A 24,466-nucleotide genomic window follows, 5' to 3' on the forward strand; every position below is an offset into this window, starting at 1 on the left:
CGGCTGGATTAATTCCCCATTACTCTACTGATCTTAACCTGCACCCTCGGGTCCATCTCCTCTTTTCTTCGGTCTTTAAGCACGTCAACCGTTTTCTTGGCAGACAGATACTGCACGGCATCCAGTGCCTGGTAACGAATTCTGGGGTCTCGGTCCGCCATGAGCATTTCTATGGTTTGATTCCAGTATTCCTGGTTTTTCTCATAGGTTAGCAGAATATTGAGTGCCTGTTTTTTGATGGAATACGGATAATCTCCCAGTGCCATCCGGTCAGCAATGGATATGGATTCTCGAGTGGTATCTGTTTGAACGGCAACCTGCAGAACGTTAATGGCTTTATCAGCTTCACCGCTTCTCTCCAATCGCTCGGTTAAGGATATCAGGTCATCGGATTCGGCCAGTTTACCGTAAGTGTTCAACGCCGTGGCAAATACAGTGTCTATTTCAGCCCTGATAAGCGTGTTTCTGACAGCATACCTGACCTGTTCGTTGCCGGGATAATCAGTAAGTGCCCTTATGGCCGACAACTTTGTCGCCAAATTATCAGAATTCAATTGGTCCAGGAAGTTTTGCTCGGTCCCGGATGCGCCCTGTGTTATTTCCCCTAAGGTGGCCAGCATGGCTGCACGAACTTCCGGTTCTCCCTCAGCTTCCAGAACATCCTGCAGGGCCAGCTGTAGATCCGGGTTATCGGTATAATCCCTGAGCTGGCGGGCTGCTTCTATCTTTTCATCGGGATTTGAGCTTCGAAGCTGACGAATCAAAAACATAAAGGGCTTTTGCTCCTTCAGAGTCAGATCAAAATCGGTTCGGGGATTCAAAGTCACATATTCTACTCCCGAGATCAGCTCTACTGCAACAGAATCGGATGCGCCTGTAAAGGTGATTTCTGACCGTGTGGTATCCATAAAACCATATTGAACCAGTTCAAGTCCGGCAAGGGTACCCACCGGCTCCGATTCCGCCTGAAAGTATAAAGTGAGCGAGGGCTCTAATTCATCGTACCGATAGTCCACTTGATAGGTATATCCTTTCTGAGCTTCCTCATCTTTATTCATAAGCGGTTCAGGCAATGCTTTCCAGTAAGTACCGGTTTGGTCATACCAGAAGTCGGCGTATTCACTCCAACCGCTTACACCCTGCATTTGCTGAATCAGTTTCGGCAATGATTCTCTGATGGTTTGTTTGAGAAATTCATCCTGCATATTTCCAATTCCGTGTACCCATTCATTCCAGCCTTGAATCGACTGCAGGTCATCCGGGTTCAACAGGGGTACGCTTTCATCGCTTTCAGTAACCAGAGCTTTCAAAAACTCATAGCGTGAATCGGGTACATCGAGGTAGCGATGATAATTCCCCAGCCACTGTTCTGCGATCCCTCTCTTCAATTGGGTGGACAGGCTTCCAAGGTTCTGGTATAAATAAATGACACCGGCTCCGGACTGAATTTCTTCCCAGTGATTATCAGGCAGCACAACAATGTGAAGAGCCGAATACGGGAACTCGTAGGAGAACGTGTTCTCATATTTCTTCAGGCTTTCAACGGCGATAGATAACAATCCCGACCGAACTCCCTCAAGTAATGCATTTTCGGATGCATGTATAGAGACTTCTTTCACCCCTGAACGGGCACTTTCTGTTTGGAAACTTCCAACCGAAAAGGTAATTCCAGATATCGGAACCGCAGTTTCTGAACTCCATTCAACCCGCTTTTCTTCGGTAGAAACAACTTCATCCCCTGCTGTATTTCCGTTAAACACAACCTGAAGATCTGCCGGAATCGTGAAACTTGCATTGATCACCGACTCCACTTCGGGGTGATCCGGGATGGGAATCCAATGGTGACGGGAACGGGGATTTAAAGACGTCCACAGGTTACCATAAACATCGGTATTAATTCCATAAGGAGAAGAACTCTCCCAGGTTACCAAAAAAGAGGTGCGTTGGCCTACATTCAGGGTGTCCTGCAACTGAATGATCAGCGAATCTGAACTCACCCTAAAATCAAGTGGCTGACCGTTGCTCGAAACTTCCTTTACATCAACATTGGATGTGTTGAAAACCACTTGCTTCAGGTCAGGCTGCCTGGAACTGATACGGTAGGTGCCTGTTGCTTTGATCAGTGCCGATGCCGTTTCCACTGTTACTTCCAAATCGATGCTCTTCAGCAAAAAAGGCAATTCGGGGTAAGCCTTATAGTCCCAGTTTACCGACGACTGACCAAAAATTGTGGCTACAAAAAGAAATGTAAAAAGCGTTGTAAATAGTCCTTTTTTCATTAGTTGGTGTGTGCTTCAAATATTTTCATTACTTCAGGGAAGAGGGCTTTGTTGGTGGAGAATCCGTTTCCTGAAAATATGGTTTCATTGCCTTCAATATCACTAAAAACTCCTCCGGCCTCCTGCATCACCGGAAGTAACGCAGCGGCATCCCAAATATTAAGTTCAGGATCATACATCAGGTCAGCCCGGCCGGTAGCCACCATCATGTGGCCGTAAGCATCTCCCCATGTTCTGTGTAGTTTGGTTTTGGTCATGAGTTCCTCAAAAATTTCCTGCTGCCCCATTTCCTTAAACCTGAAAATCTCGGTTACCAACAAGGTCGCATCTTCCAGCTTATCGGTTTTACGAACCTTGCAGGGTTCTCCATTTAAGGTAGCACCCTCTCCAATAGCTGCGGCACAAAGTTCCTCTAAAGCCGGAGCGTAAATGATGCCCACCTGTGGTTCATCATCCACTAAAACCCCAATCAGTGTAGTGTAAAATGGAATGCCGTGAATAAAGGATTTTGTTCCATCTATCGGATCCAGCACCCACTTAATGTTACTATCTTCGTTGGTTTTGCCGTATTCTTCACCAATGATACCGTGGTCAGGAAATCGTTTGAGGATTTCCTCCCGCATTATCTGTTCGGTTTCACGATCAGCTATGGTAACGGGGGAGTCATCATCTTTGCTAATGACTTCCACATTCTTTTTAAAATATTTTAAGGTATGATGTCCGCCAATTTTAGCAATTTCAGTTGCTGCTTGTAATAAATCTTGTATCATTGAATCCGATAATTCTTCAAACTTTTAACTAATCGCCTGCTTACTGCCAAAATTATGAGTATGAGAAAGGTTCTTCAAACAATTTTGATTCCGGCTTTGTGCATGCTTCCCGCATTGTCGTTTGCACAAAACGGAAAAGTACGGCTCAGCAATGAGAGTAAGTTAAGCATTAATGGAAAATCAAATGTGAATGATTTCAGGTGTGAATCGGAGCACGAGCTGCAGCAGGATTCCCTGGATTTTGACTATCACTTTTCAGCAGACACCATCACTGTGGATGGGGTTTCCCTGTTTCTGGAAATCAGCGAGTTTGATTGTGGAAAAAAGGCTATCAACCGTGATTTTCGAAGTACTTTAAAGTACAAGGAACATCCCTTTATACAAATTACGCTGAATGAATTGATTCTGGAGAATGAAGAGAACCCGGTTCCTAAAGCAGCCAATGTCACTATTACCATTGCCGGGGTTGAACGAAACTACGAAGTGCCTCTTAATGCTTTCTCCAGCAGCGAAGAAGGGGTATTGGTTGGAGGAAATAAAACACTTTATATGACCGATTTCGGCCTCACTCCTCCCTCTCCTCTTTTTGGACTCGTTCAGGTAAGCGATGAACTGGATATTGTGTTTGATTTGATAGTTCGGTTTGAGCCCTGATACTTCCTGTTCATCAATTTCATGAAACGAAGTACAATCTTATTCTGCATGCTCTCACATCATTCTATTAACCAGCCATGAATGGCTTCCTTGCGTACGGGAATTCACCTTTTTTGAAGGCAATACATTCACCCGAACTCACCATCTCTTTACTATCAAAAGCAAGGGTTTAAACCGGCCTTTAGGAATCAGAAAACCTGAGGCCTATGCTAATACTCAGGAGAACAGGTACTTTAAGAACTCAATGTTCATAAACAAAAAAAGGGCGAGCCTTTCACAGCCCGCCCCTTTCCTATGAGGTCGGTATATCAGAAGCTTACTACAGCTTCTAACATGATTCCGCTAAATTCTGCACCGGCATAGTCGCCTGTGAAACCATCATAAGTTTGTGTTACATACTCCAGTTTGGTGAGTACGTTTTCTGTTAAGAACCAGCCACCACCAATGTTGATTCTTGAAATATCAATTTCGTCTCCGCTTGGCTCTTCACCGGATACTGTGTTGTATCGGCCGCCTACGTAGAAGTTTTCATCCATTCCGAATCTGTACAGAAGTTCTGCACCAATTTGTGTATATGAACGAGTGTCTTCGCCGTTGTCGATAGCACCGGAAGCATTTTCAAATACTCCGTAGAACTCAAGTCCCTGGAACTTCACGAATGGGTTGATCATGATGGAGGTCATCTCTCCGGCAATTGGTCCACCCGGTGCGCGTCCTGAAACTGCGAATGAAGGTGCAAATCGGCCTGCGCGGAAGTTGCCCGGCTCAATTACGTTGTAGTAACGGGTACCGGCACGGTCGCCTGAGTACAGGTAGATAGAGGCGTTCTGTGAAACTCGGAACAGAGAACCAGTAAGTCGAACTCGTAAGTCATCATTAACCTGGCTGTCGTATCCAACTTTGGTTAAGAAAGAAGGTTTGGTTTTAACGGCACCTTCAACAGTACTTTGGTTCAGTTTACCATTGGTTAAGCCTACCATTCCAAAAATGTCGCCGGTGTAGTAGTACACTTCAGCACCTACTTCTGTGGTGAATGAATCCATGATGTAGTTACCTACAAATGGGTTCAGGATAGCCGAACCGTTGTCGCTGCGTCGGAAGTGGTTGTCACCATAGTTGTTTTCCATGTGACCTACTTTAATTCGGATATTGTCACTCAGACTTGAAAGGAATCCTTCCTCGATAAAGTCGAAGCTGTCAATCTGAATATATCCGCCTTTCACCCATGCTTCAGCGTGGTGTTGGGATGACAGATAAGTACGAAGGTGCATTCTCATACCGGGAGCAAGAGCAACGTCCAGATCCAAGTTAGAGGTAGCAAGGTTGAAGTTATTCTCTAAGTCTGCGAGACTTCCCGCATCGTTATCATGGCTTATGCCTTGAAACTGAAGTGCGTTAGAGCCACCGATTCGTACATAAACACCGTCGAAGGATTTATCTGTTGTGAATGGTGCTTCAAATACATTCAGGCCTGCTTTTGTAGCCGGCACAAAGTATTGAATGTTGTTGCGTTCCTGAGCTGATAAGTTCGTTGCCGAAAAGAAGGCAAGAACAAAAGCTGTAAGTACGGTTGTGAAATATTTTACGTTAGATTTCATGACCTTAGGATTTAGTGTTGTTGGTTTGTTAGTTAGTTGTTGTTTATTGAAATTTATTATTGAGCGAATTTTGCATTGAATTCCACATCTACCTTTTCCCCGGCTTTAATAGTGCCGAACATGGCAGTGGGTGGATCAACATTAAATTCAGTCATATCAATATTCTGCTTCCCGTTAAACAGGATGCTGCCGTCTGCCTGGAGTTGATATTCAACTTCCATCTGTACGTTCTTGGTTACACCAGCTATAGTGAGTTCACCGTTAGCAATTAGTGAAGCGGGTCCTTTATTCTCGATTTCAGTTAATGAAAAAGTAATATTCGGATGCTTCTTCACTTTCAGTGCATCATCAATTCGTTTGTCCATTCCACCTTTTCCACTGTTAATCTCTTCAGCTACAACATCGAATTGCAGGCTTGAAATTGAGACCAGGGAATCGCCGGATACTTCTATGGTAGCCGAACCGGAGAACTCATCAGCAGGAGCTTCCCAGTCGTGTACATTTGAAGTTCCCCAAACGATGATTTCACTTTCGTCTGGTACTATTTGATAGGTTTGCGCGAAAAGTGCTGTACTTAACAGCAGTGTTAGTATGAATGAAAATGTAGTCTTTAACATATCGACCTCTTTAGGTTTAAATCTGAGTTCATTAATTAACTCACCACAAAGAAATCATATTTTCATGAAGGGAATGTGAAGAAAAAAGTAAATAATTCTTTTATCAAGTCATTTAGCTACAATAAGTTACAAGCTGCTTAAAACCAGCCATTGTGAAGATTATGTGAAGAACTTAGAGTTATTTTCTTACTCCACAGGAAGTCCTTCCATTTTCATAATCTTGAGGGCATTTGTAGTTGGGCAAGGTCCCTCTTTAATTTTATACTCAAAGCTCATTCTCCCATTCTCAATGGTTTCAGCAAAATGCCAGTTGCTCAGTTCCGGTATTTCTTTTTCCAGGGATGCTAATTCCAAGTCGTGGGTAGAAACCATCCCGACTCCATGCTTACCGGCAATTTCTTTAAGAAAAGCTGTACTCCCCTGAAATCGCTCTCTGTTGTTTGTACCCTTAAAAATTTCATCCACAAAATAGAACAGCGGAAGCTCTTCCTCATTCCCGAGCTTATCAAGCAGCGTTCGGAGTCGTCTCACCTCCGCATAGAAATGAGATAATCCCCCTTCCAGGGAATCCTTCACATTGATACTGGTGAATACACGAAACAGGTTAGTCTTAAGTGCAACTGCATTAACAGGGGCTCCGGCAAAAGCGAGGCATAAATTAATGCCAACCGTTCTGAGGAAAGTACTTTTACCGGCCATATTGGAACCGGTAATCAAAAACAGATCTTTCCCCTCTTCCACTTTAAAATTATTAGTCACTTTTTGATTGGCCGGAATTAGCGGATGCCCTAACTCTTTAGCCTCAAACAGTATCTCAGAATCGTTGGTCAGCTCGGGAAAGGTGTACGCCCGGTGTAAAGCCCCAAAGTTAGCCAAGGAGTTGAGCGCTTCCAGTTCATAAAAAGTATCCAGCCATTCTGTAAGACGAGGTTCAAACTCTTTTTTCAGTTTTTCCATCTTCATGGAATAGTACATATCCCAGGGAAGGATCAAATTTACCAGCGGCCACACCACCTGATTGGCCTGAAGAGAGGCAGCTCCCGTTAGCTTCTCTACTTTTCTCAGGTAAACCGAGGGCTTGGTTTCAGCGGATTGAAAAACTTTTAAAAGTTGAGCCAAACTCTGCTTATTTGAAACCTCGAACTCCTCCACATGCAACAACAATTCCCGGAAACGACCCAGCATTTTTTCCATTTGGTATGCAGCATCAAACAGTCCGGCTATCTTGTCGCTGCTCAATTTGTAGTAGCTCAGATACATTAACAAAGAAGCCAGTGGTGCAATCACCGGGAGCATACCGATCCATGCTAAAGTTGCCATCGTAAGCGTGGAAACAGATAATCCCGAAAGTATCAGCAACGGCAGCTTGTATCCGGTTCGCTCCGGCTGCCTGAGCCAGACAAGCATTTGTTTTTCCGTCCAGTCTTTCTCTGAAGTGTGACTTTGCGTATATCGGCCAATCACAGAAAGTTTATCCCTGAAGGCTTGCAGGGGTATGAGGTCCTGAACCAATTCTTGCCGCTGCATAATATCTTCTTCAACAGGAAACTCATTCATCAACCAGTTTAGTAATTTCTGTGAACCTCCCTCATATAAAGATGTATCAACCATATGATGCAGGGAGTAATTTCCCACTATATCCAAGTCGTTGGCAAAAGAATGATCTTTCAGATCCTTATCATATCTTCTTTTGGGGATTCCTTTCCAGTCCAGCTGCAACCGGGCAATATGCTGTTGCTTGACTTCTTTGAGATATCCCAACTTCTCTATGGCTTTATGCACTTTCTGATGTCGGTCGGCCAGATACAAAAACCCAATGATTCCCACTAAGATCCCGAAAACATATACATAGTCGTTTATGGCTCCGGATGTGAAGTAACCAAAAGCCAAAATTGCGAAGAATGTGACTCCCCTAACCCACGAGTAACGGTGACTGTATTCTTCCAACCGTTCTGTTTTTTGGGCAATATGCTCACAGAATCGCTGTAGTCTTTGTATTTGTTTTTTTCTGCTCATAATGAATTACATGGGTTTGACTGTTCTTCAGTCATCAAAGTGGAGTGAGGATAAAAAAAGAATCACCCAAAAACTTCCTTCACTTTCAGTACAGCTAAACAATTGGTAATATCCAACCGAATTAAATTTACGGATATGGATTATTTCGCACACGAAACGGCTGTTATTGATGATGGTGCTGTCATCGGAAAGGGAACCAAAATATGGCATTTCACCCATGTAATGCCTGATGCCGAGCTGGGAGAAAACTGCAACCTGGGCCAGAACGTCGTTGTTTCACCAAAAGTAAAACTTGGTCGCAACGTAAAGGTTCAGAACAATGTATCCATTTACACGGGTGTGATCTGCGAAGATGATGTCTTCCTGGGACCTTCCATGGTGTTCACCAATATCGTAAATCCCAGAAGTGCTGTCGTCCGGCGGGATGAGTATGTGGAAACGCAGGTGAGAAAAGGTGCTTCCATCGGGGCCAACGCTACTGTTATCTGTGGAAATGAACTGGGCAAGTATTGTTTGATTGGTGCCGGAGCCGTAATCACGAAGCCGGTTCCTCCCTATGCGTTAATGGTTGGAAATCCCGCCAAACAAATTGGATGGGTCAGCGAATTCGGGCACCGTCTGCACTTTGGGGATGACGGCAGAGCCACTTGTCCGGAATCGGGAGATCAGTATCGGCTGCTTGGCGGAGAAGTAACAAAAGGCGAAAATTAGCCTTTAACCAATTCAGCAACTGTCGCCCCCCATCCGCTCCGGTCACTGGCCAGACTGTATGATTCCACATGCGGGTTTCGATCCAACAAACTGTGCACGGTTCGTCTCAACACCCCTTTTCCCTTCCCATGGATAATTCGGATTGAATAAATCTCTTTTTCCCGGCAGGCCTCTATGTAATCCGGTATCAAATCCCCCAGTTCTTTCGGATTAAAGAGATGTAAATCAAGGACTCCGTTAATTGGTATTTCGATAGGGTCTGGTTCGTTCATTCGTTATTCGTTATTCGTTATTCGTTATTCGTTATTCGTTATTCGTTATTCGTTATTCGTTATTCGTTCTTGGTCACTGATAACTGTTCACTGGTCACTGGTCACTGGTCACTGGTCACTGGTCACTTAACATAGTCCACAACCTTTCTTTCTGTCACTACTTTCTTAATAAAATCCACTACTTTCTGATGGTCGGGGTGAACCGCGTAGGCTTTAAGGTCTTCTTCAGATGTACATTCCGTTGTCAAAACCACATCACAAATTGCCTGATCGTTTCCTTCCATTATATTGATGCCCACTTCCGCACTGATCAATTCCTCAATTTTATTGGGCAGATCTTCCAGCAGTTTCTTCATCACTTCTGCATTCTCATCTTTGGTTTTACCTTCAGCTACTTCTTTAAGCTTCCACATTACTACATGTTTGATCATATTTTAGGTGTTAGGTGTTAGGTGTTAGTCGTTAGTCGTTAGTCGTTAGTCGTTGGTCGTTGGTCGTTAGTCACTGGTCACTGGTCACTGGTCATGAATATCTATTTAAACCATCGTAATTCCCAAAGTACGGCCTTTCAAAATGCAATGTTCCTTGTTCAAGGTTCGAAGTTCTCCCGCTGTCAATTAATAGCAGGAACCCTTAACTTTGGGGTTCTGTTTAAATGGCACAGGCTCGTCCTGTTCTCCAAGATTTATAAATCAGAAATATTGAAAACATTGGATTTAGATAAAATCACTGCCGAAGAGATCGGCGAAGACCACATCAGCAACGGAGTTAACACTCCCCTGCGTGATGATGCTTTTGAAAAAACCGACGAAGAGAAAATTGAAATTATTCAAGAGCATTTCGCAGAAATAATGCATGCTTTGGGGCTCGACTTAACCGACGACAGCCTGAAAGGCACCCCATACCGTGTGGCAAAGATGTATGTTAAAGAAATTTTTGAGGGATTGAATCCCAAGAATAAGCCGGTAGCCCGTCAGTTTAATAACAATTACGACTATCAGGGTATGCTTGTGGAAAAAAACATTCAGGTGACTTCTTTTTGTGAACACCACTTTCTTCCCTTCATCGGGAAAGCCCATGTTGGATATATTTCTTCCGGCAAAAAAGTGATCGGACTTTCAAAAATCAACCGAATTGTAGATTACTACTCCCGCCGACCTCAGGTTCAGGAGCGACTCACCCTACAAATTGCCGATGAACTGCAGGAAGCGTTAGAAACAGACGATGTAGCTGTTTTTATAGACAGCAAGCACCTGTGCGTTTCAACCCGAGGCATTAAAGACCAGAGCAGCAGTACCATTACGGCTGAATATCGCGGCGCCTTCCAAAATGAAGACACCCAACAGAAATTCATCGATTACATTACAACCAACACCGAGATCCAATAATCGCTGTGGCTGAAAAAGGCACCCAACAACTTCACGTTTACAACACCCTCTCCCGAAAGAAAGAACCGTTTGAACCACTGAACCCGCCTCATGTGGGCATGTATGTTTGTGGTCCCACGGTGTATGGAGATGCTCACCTGGGTCATGCCAAAAGCTATGTCTCTTTCGATGTGGTGCTTCGCTATCTCCGTTATTTGGGATATAAAGTACGCTATGTTCAGAACATCACCGACGTAGGTCATTTAGTGGATGACGCTGAAGAAGGTGAAGACAAACTCAGCAAGCAGGCGCGTATTGAGAAAGTACAGCCCATGGAAATTGCCGAGAAGTACACTTATACCTACTTCCGGGATATGGATGCACTGAATGTACTCCGGCCAGATATTGCACCTCGCGCAACGGGACATATCCCAGAGCAGATTGCCATGGTGAAAAAGCTGATCGAAAACGGCCATGCTTATGAGGTAAACGGAAATGTCTATTTTGATGTATCCTCCGATGAGGAATACGGCAAGCTGAGTGGTCGTAAAACCGAAGATGCTGAATCAGGAACCCGTGTTGAAACGGCTTCCGATAAGAAGAGTCCGGAAGATTTTGCCCTTTGGAAGAAAGCGGAAGATAAGCACATCATGAAGTGGGATTCACCATGGGGAGTTGGCTATCCGGGCTGGCATATTGAATGTTCGGCTATGAGTACCAAGTATCTTGGAGAAAGTTTTGATATTCATGGCGGCGGACTCGAAAATCAGTTTCCGCACCATGAATGTGAAATTGCCCAAGCCGAATGTGCTCATGATAAAAACTTTGTGAAATACTGGCTGCATAATAACATGGTAACGCTGGAAGGCCAGAAGATGGGGAAATCGCTTGGAAATGCGATTAACCTGCATGAGTTTTTTACGGGTGATCATAAACTTCTGACCCGAGCCTGGCCACCGGAAGTCATTCGGTTCTTCCTGCTTCAAAGTCATTACCGAAGCACTACTGATTTTTCTGAAGAGGCTTTATCCGGAGCTGAATCCGGCTTGAAGAACCTTCACTCCATGATACAGACTATCGAACAAACAGAGCCCGGTGATGGAAAGGAATTTGATCTAAAGAGCTTTAAAGAAGCATTTGAGTCATCGATGAATGATGATTTCAACTCGGCTCAGGCTATCGCCATTTTGTTTGAGAAGCTGAAGGAAATCCGAAAGCGTATCAACGATGGAAACTCACCTTCTAACCTGGATGAGATAAAAGTATTTCTGCACAGCGTTGTGGAAGAAGTGCTCGGAATTTGGCCGAAGGAGGAAGCCGGCAGAGACGAACAATTAACCAGCGATTTAATTGAGATGTTAATTGAGATTCGTAAGGATGCCAGAGCCAATAAGAATTTTGAGCTTTCAGACAAAATCCGGGACGACCTGAACGAACTGGGTGTTCAGCTTATGGACGGCAAAGATGGTACTTCCTTCGAAATTGACAAATGAACTGGCTGAGCAACATATTCAGCCTGTTGATTGTCAGCTTAGTGAAATTTTATCAGGCAGCTATATCACCCTGGTTGGGAAAAAGTTGCCGATACTCCCCCACTTGTTCCCGTTACATGATTGAGGCGGTTGAAGAATGGGGACCTTTAAAAGGATTTTGGATGGGCATTAAACGAATCGGGCGATGCCATCCCTGGGGCGGTGATGGATATGATCCGGTTCCTAAAAAAACATCGAATACAGAACAAGAAACAACGAACAACGAACTTTAGATTATTCGGTCATTCAGAGTGAAAGTGAAGAATCTTCAAAACTCAGATTGACTAACCACCTATTATGGCAAACATCACATTCAAAGAACGAAAAACTGTAGAACAAGTTGAAGAAGGAACCGAGCTGGCTCCTAAATTCCAGGAAGACGGACTGATTCCTGTAGTAACCACCGATTACGAATCCGGTGAATTGCTGATGCACGGTTATATGAACGAGGAAGCCTTCAAGAAGACCATCGAACTGGGCGAAGCTGTGTATTACAGCCGAAGCCGTGAAACGCTATGGCATAAAGGCGCCACATCCGGGCTCACTCAAATCATCAAAGAAATGCGCATTGATGATGATCAGGATTGTGTATGGCTGCGGGTAGAAGTACAGGGTAATGGCGCAAGCTGCCACGTAGGATATCGCTCCTGCTTCTACCGGAGTGTACCCACCGGCGAAGAATTTTCGCAGAAAGATGGAGAGCTAAACTTTGAGGAAGACGAAAAAGTCTTTGATCCCAAAGAAGTATATGGTGATGCACCAAATCCCACCAAGCTCTGATTTTTGATTTAGTTAGATTTTAAAATAGCCCGGATTCTTAACTGAGTCCGGGCTTTTCTTTTTCTTAAAAGCACTTCAATAAAAAAACCCGAACTCCAAAAGGAGCCGGGTTCATAGTGTTAAATCAGGAGAGAAATTTAAGCCGGTTCAAACTCCATTCGCTCTGGTTCGAATGCTTCATCTAACGGGGTGTCTGCTAAATGATTAGTGTAATTACTGATGGCTTTAAGGGCAATAATCAGGTTTATTTCCAGGGCATTTTGTTTGGTATATCCTGCATCGAGGAATGCCTGAGCGTCTGCATCTGACAGGTGTCCGCGGTTTTGTACGGCTTTTCTTGTGTATGTAACAAGGGCATCAAATTTTTCATCCGGTAATGGTTCTCCATTTCGGACAGCTGTTACAATATCCTCATTCGTATTCAACTGGTTTTTGAGTATGGTTGAATGGATGGCTGAGCAGTAATGGCATTCGTTTTCAATGCTTACAGCTAATATAGCCAGCTGCTGTTCTTTAGGGGAGAAACTGGTGTTTCCTACAATTTCATCCAGCTTTAAATAGCCTTCCAGAACGGCCGGGGCTTCCGCAAATTCTCCCAGCAGATTGGGAACAAAACCGAATTTCTCTTTTGCTCCTTTTAGAAATGGTTGTGCTGATTCCGGTGCGTTCTCTTCGTTATAAATAGTAAAGTCCATAATCGTAATTCTTAATTAATAGTAATTCTTCTTTTCATTGTAATAGTACACGGGATTGATGGGTTAGCCGGAATAGATATTACCCGGTGGTACCTGAGAAAAGAACAATCACACTGATAGGAAATGCTTATATGGAAATCTAATACTCTGGGTGAGACTTTAGTTTGGCCGGAATTTACTGGTTTACTGAAATTGAATCCCGGTACTCTTCCAGGGATGACCGCTCCCATGCATCTGATTGGATATACTTCAGCAATACCCATAACTCCTCTACATCCATGAACCCGGGTTTACTCCCAATTATGGTATGATCGGGCTGTAGGAAAATAGTCGTCGGCGTAGCATTCAATTTCATCTTTTTGCTGAACGCTTTGGAAGTCATCCTTTGTCCGTTAAACGTGAGTTTTTCTTTTGATTCGATATCGATGCGAACGGGGTAAAAGTAAGTGCTCAGTAAAGATTGTATAGTTGAGTCGGTAAAAACCTCGCGGTGCATTCTCTTGCAGATCCCACACCAATCCGCTTCCATAAACAAGAAGAGGTCTTTCTCGTTTTCAGCGGTTAGTTGTCTTGCTTCTTCAAAATCATACCACTGCATAGCTGCAGTCGCATTTTGTTGCCCGTGAGCCGGACAGGCTCCAACTAATAGAAGCACCATCACCGTAAAAAACTTACATGAGTTATTCGCCGGTGCCATAGATAAATCCGTTTTGGTTTGGGCTGAAACTGAAGAAAACAGAAGCAGATAACACAAAAGATGTGGTTGGCTGGGTTCCGTTCAGCTGCTGATAAACCGGCAGCTCTCCATAAACACGCAGGTTAACCCAATCATGTACCTGATAGCCAACTCCGGTTTTAACGCTAAGCCATTCCCCTCCGGTATTTGGCAGGCGAAAATCGTTAAGCTGATCCCGGGTAGTACTGCGGAATTTAATCTGTCCATCATACGACCATCGGTCCCACATTGCACCTGATACACCGGCAATTGCTACGAATTCGTTGCCAAATGTATAGTTATCCGACTCATTGAATCGCTCCGCGGTTCCGGTGTATCTATAGCTCCCGTTCAGAAACACATTCATATTCAGGGTTCTTATGGCACGGGATACAAACATCCATCCTACCCCATCCCATGCTCCGGTTCCGGGCTGCATATCTGCATTTAAGGCTACATTATTCGCTTCCAGAGAAGTAGTACCAAAAGGAATTTTTGCACCGACTCCCAAACTAAACTGGTAGGGGTTCCATAAATCCTGATTTATGAGGTGATACTTCATCATCACCATTCCATCCCCTATTCCGCTCGTAGTTATGGTGCTGGAATTCCCCTGGGTTTGCAGTCCGGTAGTTCGGCTTTTTTCTATATAGGTAAAAGTGCCGGTAACACTCAGTCTGTCACTGATTCCATAACTCAACTCAAGCAATGCCGTGTTGGTAATTCTTTCCTGAGTTCGGTTATTCAACTCATTTGCACCGCTGTATAAGCTTGAAATATTATTGTACTCCCAGGTCAAGCCACCCATAAAGCCTCCACCGGGTACCGTTGCAAAATTCTGAGAGCTTATAAGCGGAGCTCCTGCACAACTGCAGGTTTGAGCTTGAAGAACGGGATTATACACCGACATCAACAAAATGACGAGGGATGCTAAACCGGAAAATTCAATTGCGGGAGACCCCGAACTCATAATTATTACAGCTTTAGAATTAATACACCAACTAACTGTGATGTACAGACGCAATGCAGCACTATCCTCTTACCAAAATGGAATTGCGTAAGATTTTTAAGATTGTATGCATCATAACTTTAGATTATACAATTTTAATGCACCAACAAAACCAGATATGCTCAGACAGCTATTCCCTATAATTTTTGTATTTGGAGTATTTTTCGGTGCTTGCAATCAGGTCAGTACGGATTCTGAATCCAACACTGAAACCCCGGATGATCCCGATTCGGAATGGCTCATCCCCTCCGATGAAATAGTTGATGGCGGCCCGGGAAAAGATGGAATCCCCTCCGTTGATGACCCTCAGTTTGCACCCGTAAGTGAGATCAATTACATACAAGACGATCGGTTAGTGATAGGATTAAAAGTGGGCAATGAAGTCAGAGCTTATCCTCACCAGATTTTAGACTGGCATGAAATTATTAATGATGAAATCGGAGACACCTACTTCTCCGTTATCTATTGTCCCCTTACGGGAACCGGGATCGTACTGGATCGGGTGATTGAAGATGAGGTTACAGAGTTTGGCGTTTCAGGGTTATTGTTCAGAAACAATCTAATTGCCTACGACCGCAAAACAGATACGCACTATTCTCAAATGCAGCTCCGGGGAGTAAAAGGTCCACTGAAAGGAGAAACTCTGGATTCTTCTTTTTCTACTGTCCAAACTACTTGGAAGACCTGGAAAGCCATGTATCCGGAATCAAAAGTAGTTACCAAAGAAACCGGATTTGGAAGATTCTATAACGGCTATGCCTATGGAGAAAGTTATTTAACCGATGAAGACTATATCCTCTTCCCTGTAAAGCATGAAAACGACCGACTGCCCGGAAAAACGGTGGTTCATGCCTTTCTGCCTGAAGATGTAACCGGCAACCCCGGTGATGAACTGGATGTGAGGGTTTTTGCGAAGAATGAAATGTCGGAAGAGATCAGTGTCTTAAATGAAGACTACGCCGGTAATCATATTGTGGCTGCCGGGAGTCAAACTCACGGATTTGTGGTCAGCTTCAGGAGAGAATTATCTGACGGAACCATCCCCGATTTTGAGTCTATACAAGATGAACTACCTGTTATTATGACTGACGCAGAAGGTAATAAATGGAATATTTTTGGTGAGGCGATAAGCGGCCCCAGAGAAGGCGAAACCTTAACCCCAACCAAGTCTTACGATGGATATTGGTTCGCCATAGCTGATATGTTTCCCAATGCATGTGTGTACCCAAGTACCGGTTGTAAGGGGTATGTGGATAGATGATGCCCACCAATCACCAAAGAATCCTATACGATACTTAATATCATTGCTTCAAAATCTCATCCCGTACCACTTTGCTATAGGTCTGCCCTATGGGTATTTCATGCTCATCCACGGTAATTGTATTTCCCTGAATGGTTTTGATTTTGCTTACCGCTACAATGAAAGAACGATGTACCCTCAAAAATGAAGGTTGAGGAAGCAGCTCTTCCAAATCTGAAATCTTTTCGTGAACCAAAAGCTCTTCCCCCTTCATACCTAAAGAAGAGTAATTCCCTTTGGCTTCCACATACAAAATATCATCCATGTTCACCTGATGGTATTCCTTATCACCCTTTACAAAAAAGCGCGCCGGCGACTTCCCCCCTTCTTCTTGCTGATGCTCTTTTACACCTGTATCTGAAGATGTTGAGGAAACCGCTTTATTAACCGCCTTCAGAAAACGCTCAAAACTGAACGGCTTAACCAGATAATCTTCCACCGCCAACTCAAAGCCCTCAAGAGCATGTTCTTTGTAGGCCGTGGTTACAATTACCTTTGGCGGATTCTGAAGAGTGCGAAGGAAGTCAAAGCCTTTGAGTTTGGGCATGTTCAAATCAAGGAACATCAAATCCGCTTTGTTCGAGTTCAGCCACTCCATTGCTTCCAGCGCGTCGTAGCACTGAGCCACTACCTCGAGGTGAGGGAGCCGCCCACAAAAGGTGCTTACCAGGTCGTGAGCCAGTGGTTCGTCATCTACAATTATACATTTGATCATGATTCATAAAGCTCAAGGATTACTGTAAATACGCCTTCTTCTTTCTCTATCTCCAGTTTGTGTTGGTCGGGATATAATAACTCCAGGCGTTTCTTCAGGTTTTCAAGTCCGATACCCTTCTCTGTTTCTTCGGTTTGTTCATCGAAATTGTTGCTGATCCTGAATACAATCTTTTTATCGTCTTCGAAAACAGAAGCATGTATAAACGCTCCCTCCCTCATGGTTTCCACTCCATGCTTGAACGCATTTTCAAGGGGCAATATCAACAGCAATGGCGCTATTGTTGCTTCCGTTTCCTCAGGTTTTTCGAATTTGATAACTACCTCTTTCTGATACCTGATTTTATGCAAATCGATATAGCGTTGCAGATACTCAATCTCTTCTTTCAGAGGCACTCTGTCTTTTTTCCCTTCATAGATGGTATAGCGCATCATATCCGACAGTTTCAGAATAACGTCCGGTGCCTTGTCAGATTGATGTACCACCAGCGAATAGAGATTGTTTAGCGTGTTGAAGAAAAAATGAGGGTTAACCTGACTTCTCAACAAGGCCAGTTCCGCTTTGGCTTTCTCGGCTTTCAGAGTTCGGAACCATTTCCATTGCTCATAAAACCAAAGCGTTAAAAGAACGGGAACCGGAAGTAAAAACAAGCTCAGTGCCCATACTTTATAAGTGCTTTCATACAATTCAAAGCTCCCCGTGAATAGCCTCGCGTATAAAAAGAATAGTGCCGACCCCCCGTATAAACCGACAATCAGCCATCGGTACTTTTGGAAAAATTCCGGTAGAATAAAATAGAATAGCATCAGCCAGAAAGAGATCATCAGCAAAATCATCAGTGGATTATCCTGAAGATTACTGGTGAAATATCCGATACTGAAAATCACAATGGCCAGAATGCCAAAACCTGCCCCGACCCTAATCAGCGATCCTCCCTTTGCCAGGTATTTATGGATCGCAAGGGAAATGAAGAAAGCATAAAACAAGAATCCAAGTGTATTCGATATCCACGCCCCGGAGGGTACCCTGATCAGGTCTATGTATTCCATAAACAAGATCATTGCATAAGTGATAGCCGGCCCTATGACAAATGCCTGATATTTCGTCCAATCTTTTTTCATGATTCAAAATAGGATAAATCCGGCATTCATTCTCTGCCTATGGGTGAACGATATCGGTTTTAACATGAATCCAACTGTTTGCCGCATCAACCGGATTTATGCCTGTTTACTCACGGTCCATATCAAGAATACTATTGTTCGTCCAATCCGGTAAACAAAGCAAATCTGCCTGCGTAGCTTCGCTCAAATTCAACAAAAATGAGTCGCTATGAACACCCTTCACATTCAAAGCATATCTAAAACTTATCCCAACGGAACCAAAGCGCTAAATGACGTATCCATGACCATAGAGAATGGGATGTTTGGTCTTCTTGGAGCCAATGGAGCAGGAAAGTCTTCCCTGATGCGAACCATTGCCACACTGCAATCTCCGTCTTCAGGGAGTATACATTTTAACGGCGATGACATCCATTCTAACCCGGATACAGTGCGAAAAGGACTTGGTTATCTCCCCCAGGAATTTGGCGTATATCCCAAGATATCGGCGGTAGAATTATTACATCATATTGGTGTGCTTAAGGGACTTCTAAAGAAAAAAGAACGTAGTGATCAAGTTGAACAACTTCTTCACCAAACCAATTTATGGGAGCACCGAAAAAAGCACGTCCATACCTATTCGGGAGGTATGCGTCAGCGTTTTGGTATTGCCCAAGCCCTGCTTGGAGATCCGAAAATCATTATTGTCGATGAACCTACGGCCGGGTTGGATCCCGAAGAACGGCATCGGTTTCTGAATCTTCTGAGTAAAATCGGTGAGAATATCATCGTCATTCTTTCCACTCATATAGTCGCCGATATATACAACCTCTGCTCCAATATGGCTATTCTGGATCGCGGCAGCATACTGATTCACGGCAATCCTGCTGATCTTGTAGAAAGTTTGGACGGACAAATATGGAGGAAGACGATTCCCTCCGGTGAACTCCCCCGCTATCGTGAAAACTATGACGTGATTTCCACGCGACTGGTAGCCGGTGAGACTCAGATTCACATAAAGGCAAAACACGTACCCGACATCGATTTTGAAGCAGTTTCTCCAAACCTGGAAGATTTCTATTTCTCTATCGTGCCAAAAACAGAACCGCAAACTATGGGCTTATCATGATCGCAGCATTATTCAGATTCGAACTTGTCTACCAGAAAAAGCTGTGGGCACTACCCGTAGCTATGATCCTGTTCTTCCTTAGTGGTTTGCAGATTGGCGGTCAAGCTTTTGCCCCCGACCTCGTTGACTTCAATGCACCGTACCAAATCAGCTATTATACCTCCGTTTTTACACTCGGAGCTGTTTTTGCCATCATGTTTTTTGTGATCAACGGAGTATTGCGGGACCGTGCCTACCAGATGCAAGAGATTATCTTCAGCACCGGTGTTCAAAAGCACCAATTTTTTATGAGCCGGTTTGCCGGGGTGTTTGTGTTCAGTATTCTGTCCGTAAGTCCACTTTTGCTTGGAATGATGACAGGCTCGCTCCTCTTTGATTTGGACCCCGATCGCCTGTCTCCATTTTCGGTTTCTCCCTATTTCTGGAATTGGCTGGTATTCGTGCTACCTAATGTTCTCATCTGTTCTGCCTTTATCTTTTCTGTGGGGCTTCTTTCTAAAAACCGGATGTCGATATACGCATCGGCCATCCTGGTATATGTACTTTATTTTGTTTGTTCCTTTTTCTTCGACTCCCCGATGCTGGCCGGTTCAACGCCCACCCACACCGATAGTATGACGCTGGCTGCATTGGGTGACCCATTTGGGATATCAGCTTTTATGGAGCAAAGTCAGTACCTCACTCCTCTTCAAAAAAATACAGTCTGGGTAACACTGAGTGGAAATTTCCTGCTCAACCGTTTACTCTGGATAGGCATCTCTTTCGCAATGTTAGGTCTTTCCTATCGGTTGTTTTCATTCCGGACATCCCAACAAGGAAAAAAGGATTCCACCTCCGGTAAAGTAGCACTTGAAAAAAATGATGCGAAAGACACCGTTTACCATCCGGTAAAACCATCATTAAACAGCAGCCGTCTTTTTTGGCATAGTTTCATTGCTCAGAGTAAAATAGGGATCAAACAGCTGTTCAAAAGCCTGCCCTTTCAGGCTATGCTCGCTTTCATCATATTTGTTATTGGAGCCGAGTTTTCTTCTAAGCTCATTGAGGGAGGCAGCTACTCCGAAAGTTTATTTCCGGTCACAGCCATTTTAGCCGGTTTAAATAATACCGCTTTATTCATCTTCGGTGTAATGCTGGTTATTTTCTATAGCGGCGAGTGGGGATGGAAAGAGCGAAGTGAGAATATGCATCTCATTCTGGATGCAACTCCCGCATCCAATGCCTCTTTCTTTTGGTCCAAGGTTTCGGTGCTGCTTTTCATCCCGTTTATATTTATCACCCTCGAAATTGTTATTGCCATCGTTTTCCAATTAGTGATGGATTATACCGTCATTGATACGGGCACCTACCTGTCACTATACTACTTCCAGGGAATTCCCCTCGCTTTCTACATTCTGTTCGGGCTGTTTGTGCAAGCACTCTCACCTGATAAGTATTTAGGGATGGCCATCACCGGACTTTTTGTTGCCATTTTCGCCACCCCTCTGTCCGGATCTCTTGGCATTGAACATCCGTTGTTGAAAGTAGGCGCCATGCCATCGGTTACCTTTTCGGATATGACCGGAGTCAGTAATAATGCCGGGACCTTTTACTTGTTTTCCACGCACTGGCTGATACTGGGACTACTTTTGTCTCTGATAGCACTTCACGTTTGGAGACGGGGTATCACCGAACGATTTCTTATTCATGCCAGACAGATATTCAGAAGTTGGCCTAAGCAACGATTAGCCATTGCCACAGTTCTTGGAATAGCTTTCTTGTGTACTTCGGGGATGATCTTGTACAAAACCAATATCGAAACAGTATACCTGTCATCGGGTGAAAGACTGGATCGATGGGCCGACTATGAGAAGAAGTACAAACATTACGATGAAGAAAAGTGGTTGTATCCCGTTGCTATAACCACAAATGTAGCGCTCTATCCGGAAAAAAGAAGCTACACGGTAGATGCTGTTTACACTTTAACGAACAAAAGTGATACCGTTGTTAACAGGGCTCTGATCATAGAAAAGAAGAGCATAACCGATATTCAGCTCGAAGGTGCAACCCTCATCAACCACGATGCCACACTTGGTATCTATGAATTTCTCTTCAACAAGCCGGTACTCCCCGGTGATAAGGTCGCCCTCACATTCACTGCAGAAAGCGAACAAGAAGGACTCCGTTCCGGAAAAGACCTGGTGGAAAACGGTAGTTATGTGCATCTGAGGGATTTTAGTCCTTATTTGGGCTATACGGATAACCTGGAAGTTTCCGACAAAACAGAACGTGAGAAACGCGGCCTCCCCCACCGCGAAAAAGAGCAGCCTTCCGATGCGGATTTTGATGTTATGGAATCCGGTTTTGGGCGGATTGATTTCGAAACCATTCTTTCTGTTCCTGCTGAGCAAACCGGAATTACTGTCGGAGAGCTTGAAGATAAATGGATAGAAAACGGGAGAAACTACTACCGATACAAAACTGAAACCCCGGTGGCTCCGGCCATCAGCTATCATGCTGCTGCTTATGAAATTGAACAGGAAGACTATAAGGGTATCCGGCTTGAGCATTACTTTCATCCCGGCCATGATTTCAACAATCGAACCATCATGAAGAGCATGAAGCAAACGCTGGACTATGCCGGAAAGGAGTTTGGAGCGTATCCCTTCGACTATCTCCGTATTGCTGAGATACCGTCCCATTGGAGATTCGGAGGCTATGCAGCAGCCGGAACAATCAGTATGGTTGAAGATAATCTGTACCTGGTGGATGAACGTAATCCTGAAGCTTTCAGTCTGGTTGCTAAACGCACCATTCACGAAGTAGCGCACCAGTGGTGGGGACATATGCTTAGCACTCAAAGCGTGAGCGGAGGTGCCATTTTTGTAGAAGGCTTTGCCAAGTACACCGAAGCCGCTGTAATGGAAAAATATTATGGCATGACCTCCCTCTATCAACTAAGTGAATCCGCCAATCATACCTATTTCAATGGTCGCTCTTACGCTTCTACACCGGAAGAACCCCTTTACCTGGAGCAAGGGGAACACTACATGCTATATGGCAAAAGTTACATAGTGATGTATGCCCTGAAGGAGCTGATTGGTGAAGAGAACGTCAATCAAGTACTGAAAACATTGGTAAACCGACACAAAAACGAAATCGATGCTACTGTTACTTCACCGGAGTTCTTAAATGAAATCTATAAATTCACACCGGAGGAATATCATAGCCTGATTGGTGACTGGTTTAAGAAAATCATCACCTATGATCTCTCCGTAGAAAATGCTGAATCGGATAAAATAAGTGATGACCGGTATGAGATACGTATTACCATAGACGCCGGAAAGCATGAATTATTGGAAGGAGTTGAATCTCCCGTTTCTATGAACGAACCTATTCCATTAGGAATATTTAGCGCTCATCCTTCTGAAGCTTCAGAGGGTCAGATATTATTCCTGGAATCCGAAAACATTGAAGACGGAAAGCAGCAAATAACTATTCAAACAGAAACGCTTCCCCGTTACGTATGTATTGATCCCTACGGAACCCGGCCGGATCTTGTACGGCAGGATAACTGTTTGGAGATGGATTGAACATCATCCTGTTCAAGTACAGGGAATGCTAACCATTGTCATCAAATCTGTTAACTTCGGATTCAGCACGATGGTGGGAGGATTCATAAACCGTGATTCCTCTTTTCACCCATCGGAAAAGCCCATATACCATCAGCGACCAGGCTACGAAGATGAGCTCAAGGTAAATCAGGTACACCGGCCACTCGGGTAAAATGCTGAAGAAGGTGGTTCCCGGGGGCTTGCCCATAACATACAGGTAGTTGCTGCCCAGCAGGAGATTGATTCCTCCAATCACTAAAGCCACAAAATTGAGTGCTACAACAGATCGCCCAACATCTCTTAACTTCAGATCCCAACCCCACTCAATAGCCGGATACAGTGCCACAAGCACTAACAAGAGATGCACCATCCAGTAACGAATGGCATCGTAATGAAACAGAGAGAATTGAACGGAGGGCGTCAGATTTGCCTGAGACACGCCTAATACCACCCAGAAGAATAACACAGACCAGGTATTCCTGTCGCTTTTCATATATACCCATACAAGTACAAAGGGAAGGAAATTGCACATATGCAGAGGGATGTCGTTGGTAACATCAAAGGTTCCGGTGTACATATTCAGGGGAATCTTCATAAGCTGAGAGAGGGACATCATCACAGCCATAACCAAAAGCACCTTTCGCTGCACTTCCCGGCTTCGGGTTCTCATAAAAGGGATAAACCAGATGCAAAATCCAAAAAACAACAGGAGCACTGTAAAATGCTCTGCCGAGTAGGACGAAAACAGGTAGGTTGTATCAAAAAAGGTATTCAAAAATCTATTTCTTTTGCTTTAACTGAACTCAGACGCATAACTGTATAAAAGCTGTTGTTAAACTCATCAATTTCAGTTTTAAAAACAAAGCAGCACTTGCCGGAAAATCTGGCATTGGCCGGGCTTGGATTACGAAGGTTCTGAATATTTAGTGTAGTTCTGCTTTACTTTATTAAAAAGCTGAATAAGCAGCAGTGAAGTAGCACAGAAATAACACCACTGATGCAGGAATCATCACCATTTTTTCTTTTTTACTTACTGATAAAAGATTCCCGAGAATGCTAAACATAAACATTAAAGCAAATCCTGCAACGATATATGCACTTACTCCCTCAGGAATAAGACTTATATAATTCAAACTTAGCAGTGAAAGTATTCCAATAAGTAGAATAATGGCAGAAACAGCAGATGCCTTTCGAAGTGAGTCCGGAAGGTCTTTGTTAAAACCACCCCATGCATACTCACCAAGGGGTTTTCCACTTGCCAATGCAATCTGAAAAATCATCAGTAAAAAGGTGCATATGCTGCCTGTAAGTATTGTTAATATCTTAAGATTGATGCGTTCTGAAAAGCGTACAGTTGCCACTTCTGTTGTATTCTGCAAATCTACCCCACAGCTAATGGAGTGAAGGTTTTTTATTGAATAAAACCGAAGTTTTCGGCCTTCTAATTTATACTCCAGATGTTCTCCTGTTTCCAATAAACCTATTACTTTTTCTATGGATTGCCCCGGCTGAATCAACCCGCATAATATTTCGATTTCTTTCTCCGCCTCTATCCAAAAAATGCTGCCGGCAATACCAGCTAATACTATAATTAAGGTAATAATATTCGTTTTCATA

General features: G+C 43.9%; 23 protein-coding genes. 9 read left to right on the top strand and 14 right to left on the bottom strand.

Annotated features, from left to right (window positions below):
• Nucleotides 1-8: 8 nt before the first annotated feature.
• Nucleotides 9-2,279: a gluzincin family metallopeptidase gene (locus NM125_RS01480; protein WP_255132147.1), complete on the bottom strand. Its 2,271-nt coding sequence runs from the start codon at nucleotides 2,277-2,279 to the stop codon at nucleotides 9-11.
• On the bottom strand, nucleotides 2,279-3,049 hold the full coding sequence (hisN, locus tag NM125_RS01485; protein WP_255132149.1) for a histidinol-phosphatase: 771 nt from the start codon (nucleotides 3,047-3,049) through the stop codon (nucleotides 2,279-2,281). The genes NM125_RS01480 and hisN overlap by 1 nt, the downstream gene beginning before the upstream one ends.
• A 60-nt stretch (nucleotides 3,050-3,109) precedes the next feature.
• Here hisN and NM125_RS01490 point away from each other — a divergent pair, with 60 nt between their 5' ends.
• Nucleotides 3,110-3,703, top strand: a complete 594-nt coding sequence (locus tag NM125_RS01490; protein WP_255132150.1) for a YceI family protein — start codon at nucleotides 3,110-3,112, stop codon at nucleotides 3,701-3,703.
• A gap of 308 nt (nucleotides 3,704-4,011) precedes the next feature.
• Here the strand turns inward: NM125_RS01490 and NM125_RS01495 are convergent, their stop codons facing one another.
• From NM125_RS01495 to NM125_RS01505, 3 genes are all read right to left on the bottom strand, one after another.
• Nucleotides 4,012-5,301: a hypothetical protein gene (locus NM125_RS01495; RefSeq protein ID WP_255132152.1), complete on the bottom strand. Its 1,290-nt coding sequence runs from the start codon at nucleotides 5,299-5,301 to the stop codon at nucleotides 4,012-4,014.
• 56 nt (nucleotides 5,302-5,357) lie between these two features.
• On the bottom strand, nucleotides 5,358-5,918 hold the full coding sequence (locus tag NM125_RS01500) for a YceI family protein (RefSeq protein WP_255132154.1): 561 nt from the start codon (nucleotides 5,916-5,918) through the stop codon (nucleotides 5,358-5,360).
• Between the two features lie 186 nt (nucleotides 5,919-6,104).
• Complete coding sequence (locus tag NM125_RS01505) at nucleotides 6,105-7,934, bottom strand: MutS family DNA mismatch repair protein (protein ID WP_255132156.1); 1,830 nt, start codon at nucleotides 7,932-7,934, stop codon at nucleotides 6,105-6,107.
• Between the two features lie 135 nt (nucleotides 7,935-8,069).
• Here NM125_RS01505 and NM125_RS01510 point away from each other — a divergent pair, with 135 nt between their 5' ends.
• A complete protein-coding gene (locus NM125_RS01510; protein ID WP_255132158.1) occupies nucleotides 8,070-8,645 on the top strand; it encodes an acyltransferase in 576 nt (191 codons plus the stop codon).
• Here NM125_RS01510 and NM125_RS01515 read toward each other — a convergent pair.
• Together NM125_RS01515 and NM125_RS01520 are read right to left on the bottom strand one after the other, a co-directional pair.
• On the bottom strand, nucleotides 8,642-8,917 hold the full coding sequence (locus tag NM125_RS01515; RefSeq protein WP_255132160.1) for a Smr/MutS family protein: 276 nt from the start codon (nucleotides 8,915-8,917) through the stop codon (nucleotides 8,642-8,644). The two genes, NM125_RS01510 and NM125_RS01515, sit on opposite strands and share 4 nt — an antisense overlap.
• A 122-nt stretch (nucleotides 8,918-9,039) precedes the next feature.
• Nucleotides 9,040-9,348 carry a Dabb family protein gene (locus tag NM125_RS01520; protein ID WP_255132161.1) on the bottom strand — a complete coding sequence of 103 codons (309 nt, stop codon included), beginning with the start codon at nucleotides 9,346-9,348 and terminating at the stop codon, nucleotides 9,040-9,042.
• 270 nt (nucleotides 9,349-9,618) lie between these two features.
• Here NM125_RS01520 and folE point away from each other — a divergent pair, with 270 nt between their 5' ends.
• The 4 genes from folE (at nucleotide 9,619) to hisI (ending at nucleotide 12,596) form a co-directional block, all read left to right on the top strand.
• Entirely contained in the window at nucleotides 9,619-10,305 is a 687-nt protein-coding gene (gene folE / locus NM125_RS01525) for a GTP cyclohydrolase I FolE (RefSeq protein ID WP_349294156.1), read from the top strand.
• A 5-nt stretch (nucleotides 10,306-10,310) separates the two neighbouring features.
• Nucleotides 10,311-11,777, top strand: coding sequence for a cysteine--tRNA ligase (gene cysS / locus NM125_RS01530; protein WP_255132165.1), 1,467 nt, complete (start codon nucleotides 10,311-10,313; stop codon nucleotides 11,775-11,777).
• Nucleotides 11,774-12,049, top strand: a complete 276-nt coding sequence (gene yidD / locus NM125_RS01535) for a membrane protein insertion efficiency factor YidD (protein ID WP_255132166.1) — start codon at nucleotides 11,774-11,776, stop codon at nucleotides 12,047-12,049. Before cysS ends, yidD begins: the two co-directional genes overlap by 4 nt.
• Nucleotides 12,050-12,113: 64 nt before the next feature.
• Nucleotides 12,114-12,596 carry a phosphoribosyl-AMP cyclohydrolase gene (hisI, locus tag NM125_RS01540; protein WP_255132168.1) on the top strand — a complete coding sequence of 161 codons (483 nt, stop codon included), beginning with the start codon at nucleotides 12,114-12,116 and terminating at the stop codon, nucleotides 12,594-12,596.
• Nucleotides 12,597-12,733: 137 nt separating this feature from the next.
• Here hisI and NM125_RS01545 read toward each other — a convergent pair whose 3' ends face one another.
• The 3 genes from NM125_RS01545 to NM125_RS01555 all read right to left on the bottom strand — a co-directional run bounded on the left by NM125_RS01545 (nucleotide 12,734) and on the right by NM125_RS01555 (nucleotide 14,976).
• Nucleotides 12,734-13,291 carry a carboxymuconolactone decarboxylase family protein gene (locus NM125_RS01545; protein WP_255132170.1) on the bottom strand — a complete coding sequence of 186 codons (558 nt, stop codon included), beginning with the start codon at nucleotides 13,289-13,291 and terminating at the stop codon, nucleotides 12,734-12,736.
• A 175-nt stretch (nucleotides 13,292-13,466) separates the two neighbouring features.
• Nucleotides 13,467-13,988 carry a thioredoxin family protein gene (locus NM125_RS01550; RefSeq protein ID WP_255132172.1) on the bottom strand — a complete coding sequence of 174 codons (522 nt, stop codon included), beginning with the start codon at nucleotides 13,986-13,988 and terminating at the stop codon, nucleotides 13,467-13,469.
• Complete coding sequence (locus tag NM125_RS01555; RefSeq protein ID WP_255132173.1) at nucleotides 13,972-14,976, bottom strand: porin family protein; 1,005 nt, start codon at nucleotides 14,974-14,976, stop codon at nucleotides 13,972-13,974. Before NM125_RS01555 ends, NM125_RS01550 begins: the two co-directional genes overlap by 17 nt.
• A 157-nt stretch (nucleotides 14,977-15,133) precedes the next feature.
• Here NM125_RS01555 and NM125_RS01560 point away from each other — a divergent pair, with 157 nt between their 5' ends.
• A complete protein-coding gene (locus tag NM125_RS01560; protein ID WP_255132175.1) occupies nucleotides 15,134-16,276 on the top strand; it encodes a DUF3179 domain-containing protein in 1,143 nt (380 codons plus the stop codon).
• Between the two features lie 40 nt (nucleotides 16,277-16,316).
• Here the strand turns inward: NM125_RS01560 and NM125_RS01565 are convergent, their stop codons facing one another.
• Both NM125_RS01565 and NM125_RS01570 read right to left on the bottom strand, forming a co-directional pair.
• A complete protein-coding gene (locus tag NM125_RS01565) occupies nucleotides 16,317-17,030 on the bottom strand; it encodes a LytR/AlgR family response regulator transcription factor (RefSeq protein ID WP_255132176.1) in 714 nt (237 codons plus the stop codon).
• Nucleotides 17,027-18,151, bottom strand: coding sequence for a sensor histidine kinase (locus tag NM125_RS01570; RefSeq protein WP_255132178.1), 1,125 nt, complete (start codon nucleotides 18,149-18,151; stop codon nucleotides 17,027-17,029). The genes NM125_RS01565 and NM125_RS01570 overlap by 4 nt, the downstream gene beginning before the upstream one ends.
• Before the next feature lie 208 nt (nucleotides 18,152-18,359).
• On the opposite strand from NM125_RS01570, the gene NM125_RS01575 reads away from it, so the two are divergent.
• Together NM125_RS01575 and NM125_RS01580 are read left to right on the top strand one after the other, a co-directional pair.
• Nucleotides 18,360-19,256 (top strand): ABC transporter ATP-binding protein, encoded by an 897-nt coding sequence (locus NM125_RS01575; protein WP_255132180.1) that lies wholly within the window; start codon nucleotides 18,360-18,362, stop codon nucleotides 19,254-19,256.
• Complete coding sequence (locus tag NM125_RS01580) at nucleotides 19,253-22,828, top strand: M1 family aminopeptidase (protein ID WP_255132182.1); 3,576 nt, start codon at nucleotides 19,253-19,255, stop codon at nucleotides 22,826-22,828. The genes NM125_RS01575 and NM125_RS01580 overlap by 4 nt, the downstream gene beginning before the upstream one ends.
• 28 nt (nucleotides 22,829-22,856) lie before the next feature.
• Here the strand turns inward: NM125_RS01580 and NM125_RS01585 are convergent, their stop codons facing one another.
• Both NM125_RS01585 and NM125_RS01590 read right to left on the bottom strand, forming a co-directional pair.
• Nucleotides 22,857-23,624 carry a YwaF family protein gene (locus NM125_RS01585; protein ID WP_255132183.1) on the bottom strand — a complete coding sequence of 256 codons (768 nt, stop codon included), beginning with the start codon at nucleotides 23,622-23,624 and terminating at the stop codon, nucleotides 22,857-22,859.
• 172 nt (nucleotides 23,625-23,796) lie between these two features.
• Complete coding sequence (locus NM125_RS01590; RefSeq protein WP_255132185.1) at nucleotides 23,797-24,465, bottom strand: hypothetical protein; 669 nt, start codon at nucleotides 24,463-24,465, stop codon at nucleotides 23,797-23,799.
• Nucleotide 24,466: the final 1 nt, after the last annotated feature.

This window comes from Gracilimonas sediminicola, assembly GCF_024320785.1.
Classification (GTDB): Bacteria; Bacteroidota; Rhodothermia; order Balneolales; family Balneolaceae; genus Gracilimonas; species Gracilimonas sediminicola.

Bases quoted from the DNA above. Each gene is read 5' to 3' on its own strand.
- NM125_RS01480 (WP_255132147.1), bottom strand. From the start codon at position 2,279: ATGAAAAAAGGACTATTTACAACGCTTTTTACATTTCTTTTTGTAGCC.
- hisN (WP_255132149.1), bottom strand. From the start codon at position 3,049: ATGATACAAGATTTATTACAAGCAGCAACTGAAATTGCTAAAATTGGC.
- NM125_RS01490 (WP_255132150.1), top strand. From the start codon at position 3,110: ATGAGAAAGGTTCTTCAAACAATTTTGATTCCGGCTTTGTGCATGCTT.
- NM125_RS01495 (WP_255132152.1), bottom strand. From the start codon at position 5,301: ATGAAATCTAACGTAAAATATTTCACAACCGTACTTACAGCTTTTGTT.
- NM125_RS01500 (WP_255132154.1), bottom strand. From the start codon at position 5,918: ATGTTAAAGACTACATTTTCATTCATACTAACACTGCTGTTAAGTACA.
- NM125_RS01505 (WP_255132156.1), bottom strand. From the start codon at position 7,934: ATGAGCAGAAAAAAACAAATACAAAGACTACAGCGATTCTGTGAGCAT.
- NM125_RS01510 (WP_255132158.1), top strand. From the start codon at position 8,070: ATGGATTATTTCGCACACGAAACGGCTGTTATTGATGATGGTGCTGTC.
- NM125_RS01515 (WP_255132160.1), bottom strand. From the start codon at position 8,917: ATGAACGAACCAGACCCTATCGAAATACCAATTAACGGAGTCCTTGAT.
- NM125_RS01520 (WP_255132161.1), bottom strand. From the start codon at position 9,348: ATGATCAAACATGTAGTAATGTGGAAGCTTAAAGAAGTAGCTGAAGGT.
- yidD (WP_255132166.1), top strand. From the start codon at position 11,774: ATGAACTGGCTGAGCAACATATTCAGCCTGTTGATTGTCAGCTTAGTG.
- hisI (WP_255132168.1), top strand. From the start codon at position 12,114: ATGGCAAACATCACATTCAAAGAACGAAAAACTGTAGAACAAGTTGAA.
- NM125_RS01545 (WP_255132170.1), bottom strand. From the start codon at position 13,291: ATGGACTTTACTATTTATAACGAAGAGAACGCACCGGAATCAGCACAA.
- NM125_RS01550 (WP_255132172.1), bottom strand. From the start codon at position 13,988: ATGGCACCGGCGAATAACTCATGTAAGTTTTTTACGGTGATGGTGCTT.
- NM125_RS01555 (WP_255132173.1), bottom strand. From the start codon at position 14,976: ATGAGTTCGGGGTCTCCCGCAATTGAATTTTCCGGTTTAGCATCCCTC.
- NM125_RS01560 (WP_255132175.1), top strand. From the start codon at position 15,134: ATGCTCAGACAGCTATTCCCTATAATTTTTGTATTTGGAGTATTTTTC.
- NM125_RS01565 (WP_255132176.1), bottom strand. From the start codon at position 17,030: ATGATCAAATGTATAATTGTAGATGACGAACCACTGGCTCACGACCTG.
- NM125_RS01570 (WP_255132178.1), bottom strand. From the start codon at position 18,151: ATGAAAAAAGATTGGACGAAATATCAGGCATTTGTCATAGGGCCGGCT.
- NM125_RS01575 (WP_255132180.1), top strand. From the start codon at position 18,360: ATGAACACCCTTCACATTCAAAGCATATCTAAAACTTATCCCAACGGA.
- NM125_RS01580 (WP_255132182.1), top strand. From the start codon at position 19,253: ATGATCGCAGCATTATTCAGATTCGAACTTGTCTACCAGAAAAAGCTG.
- NM125_RS01590 (WP_255132185.1), bottom strand. From the start codon at position 24,465: ATGAAAACGAATATTATTACCTTAATTATAGTATTAGCTGGTATTGCC.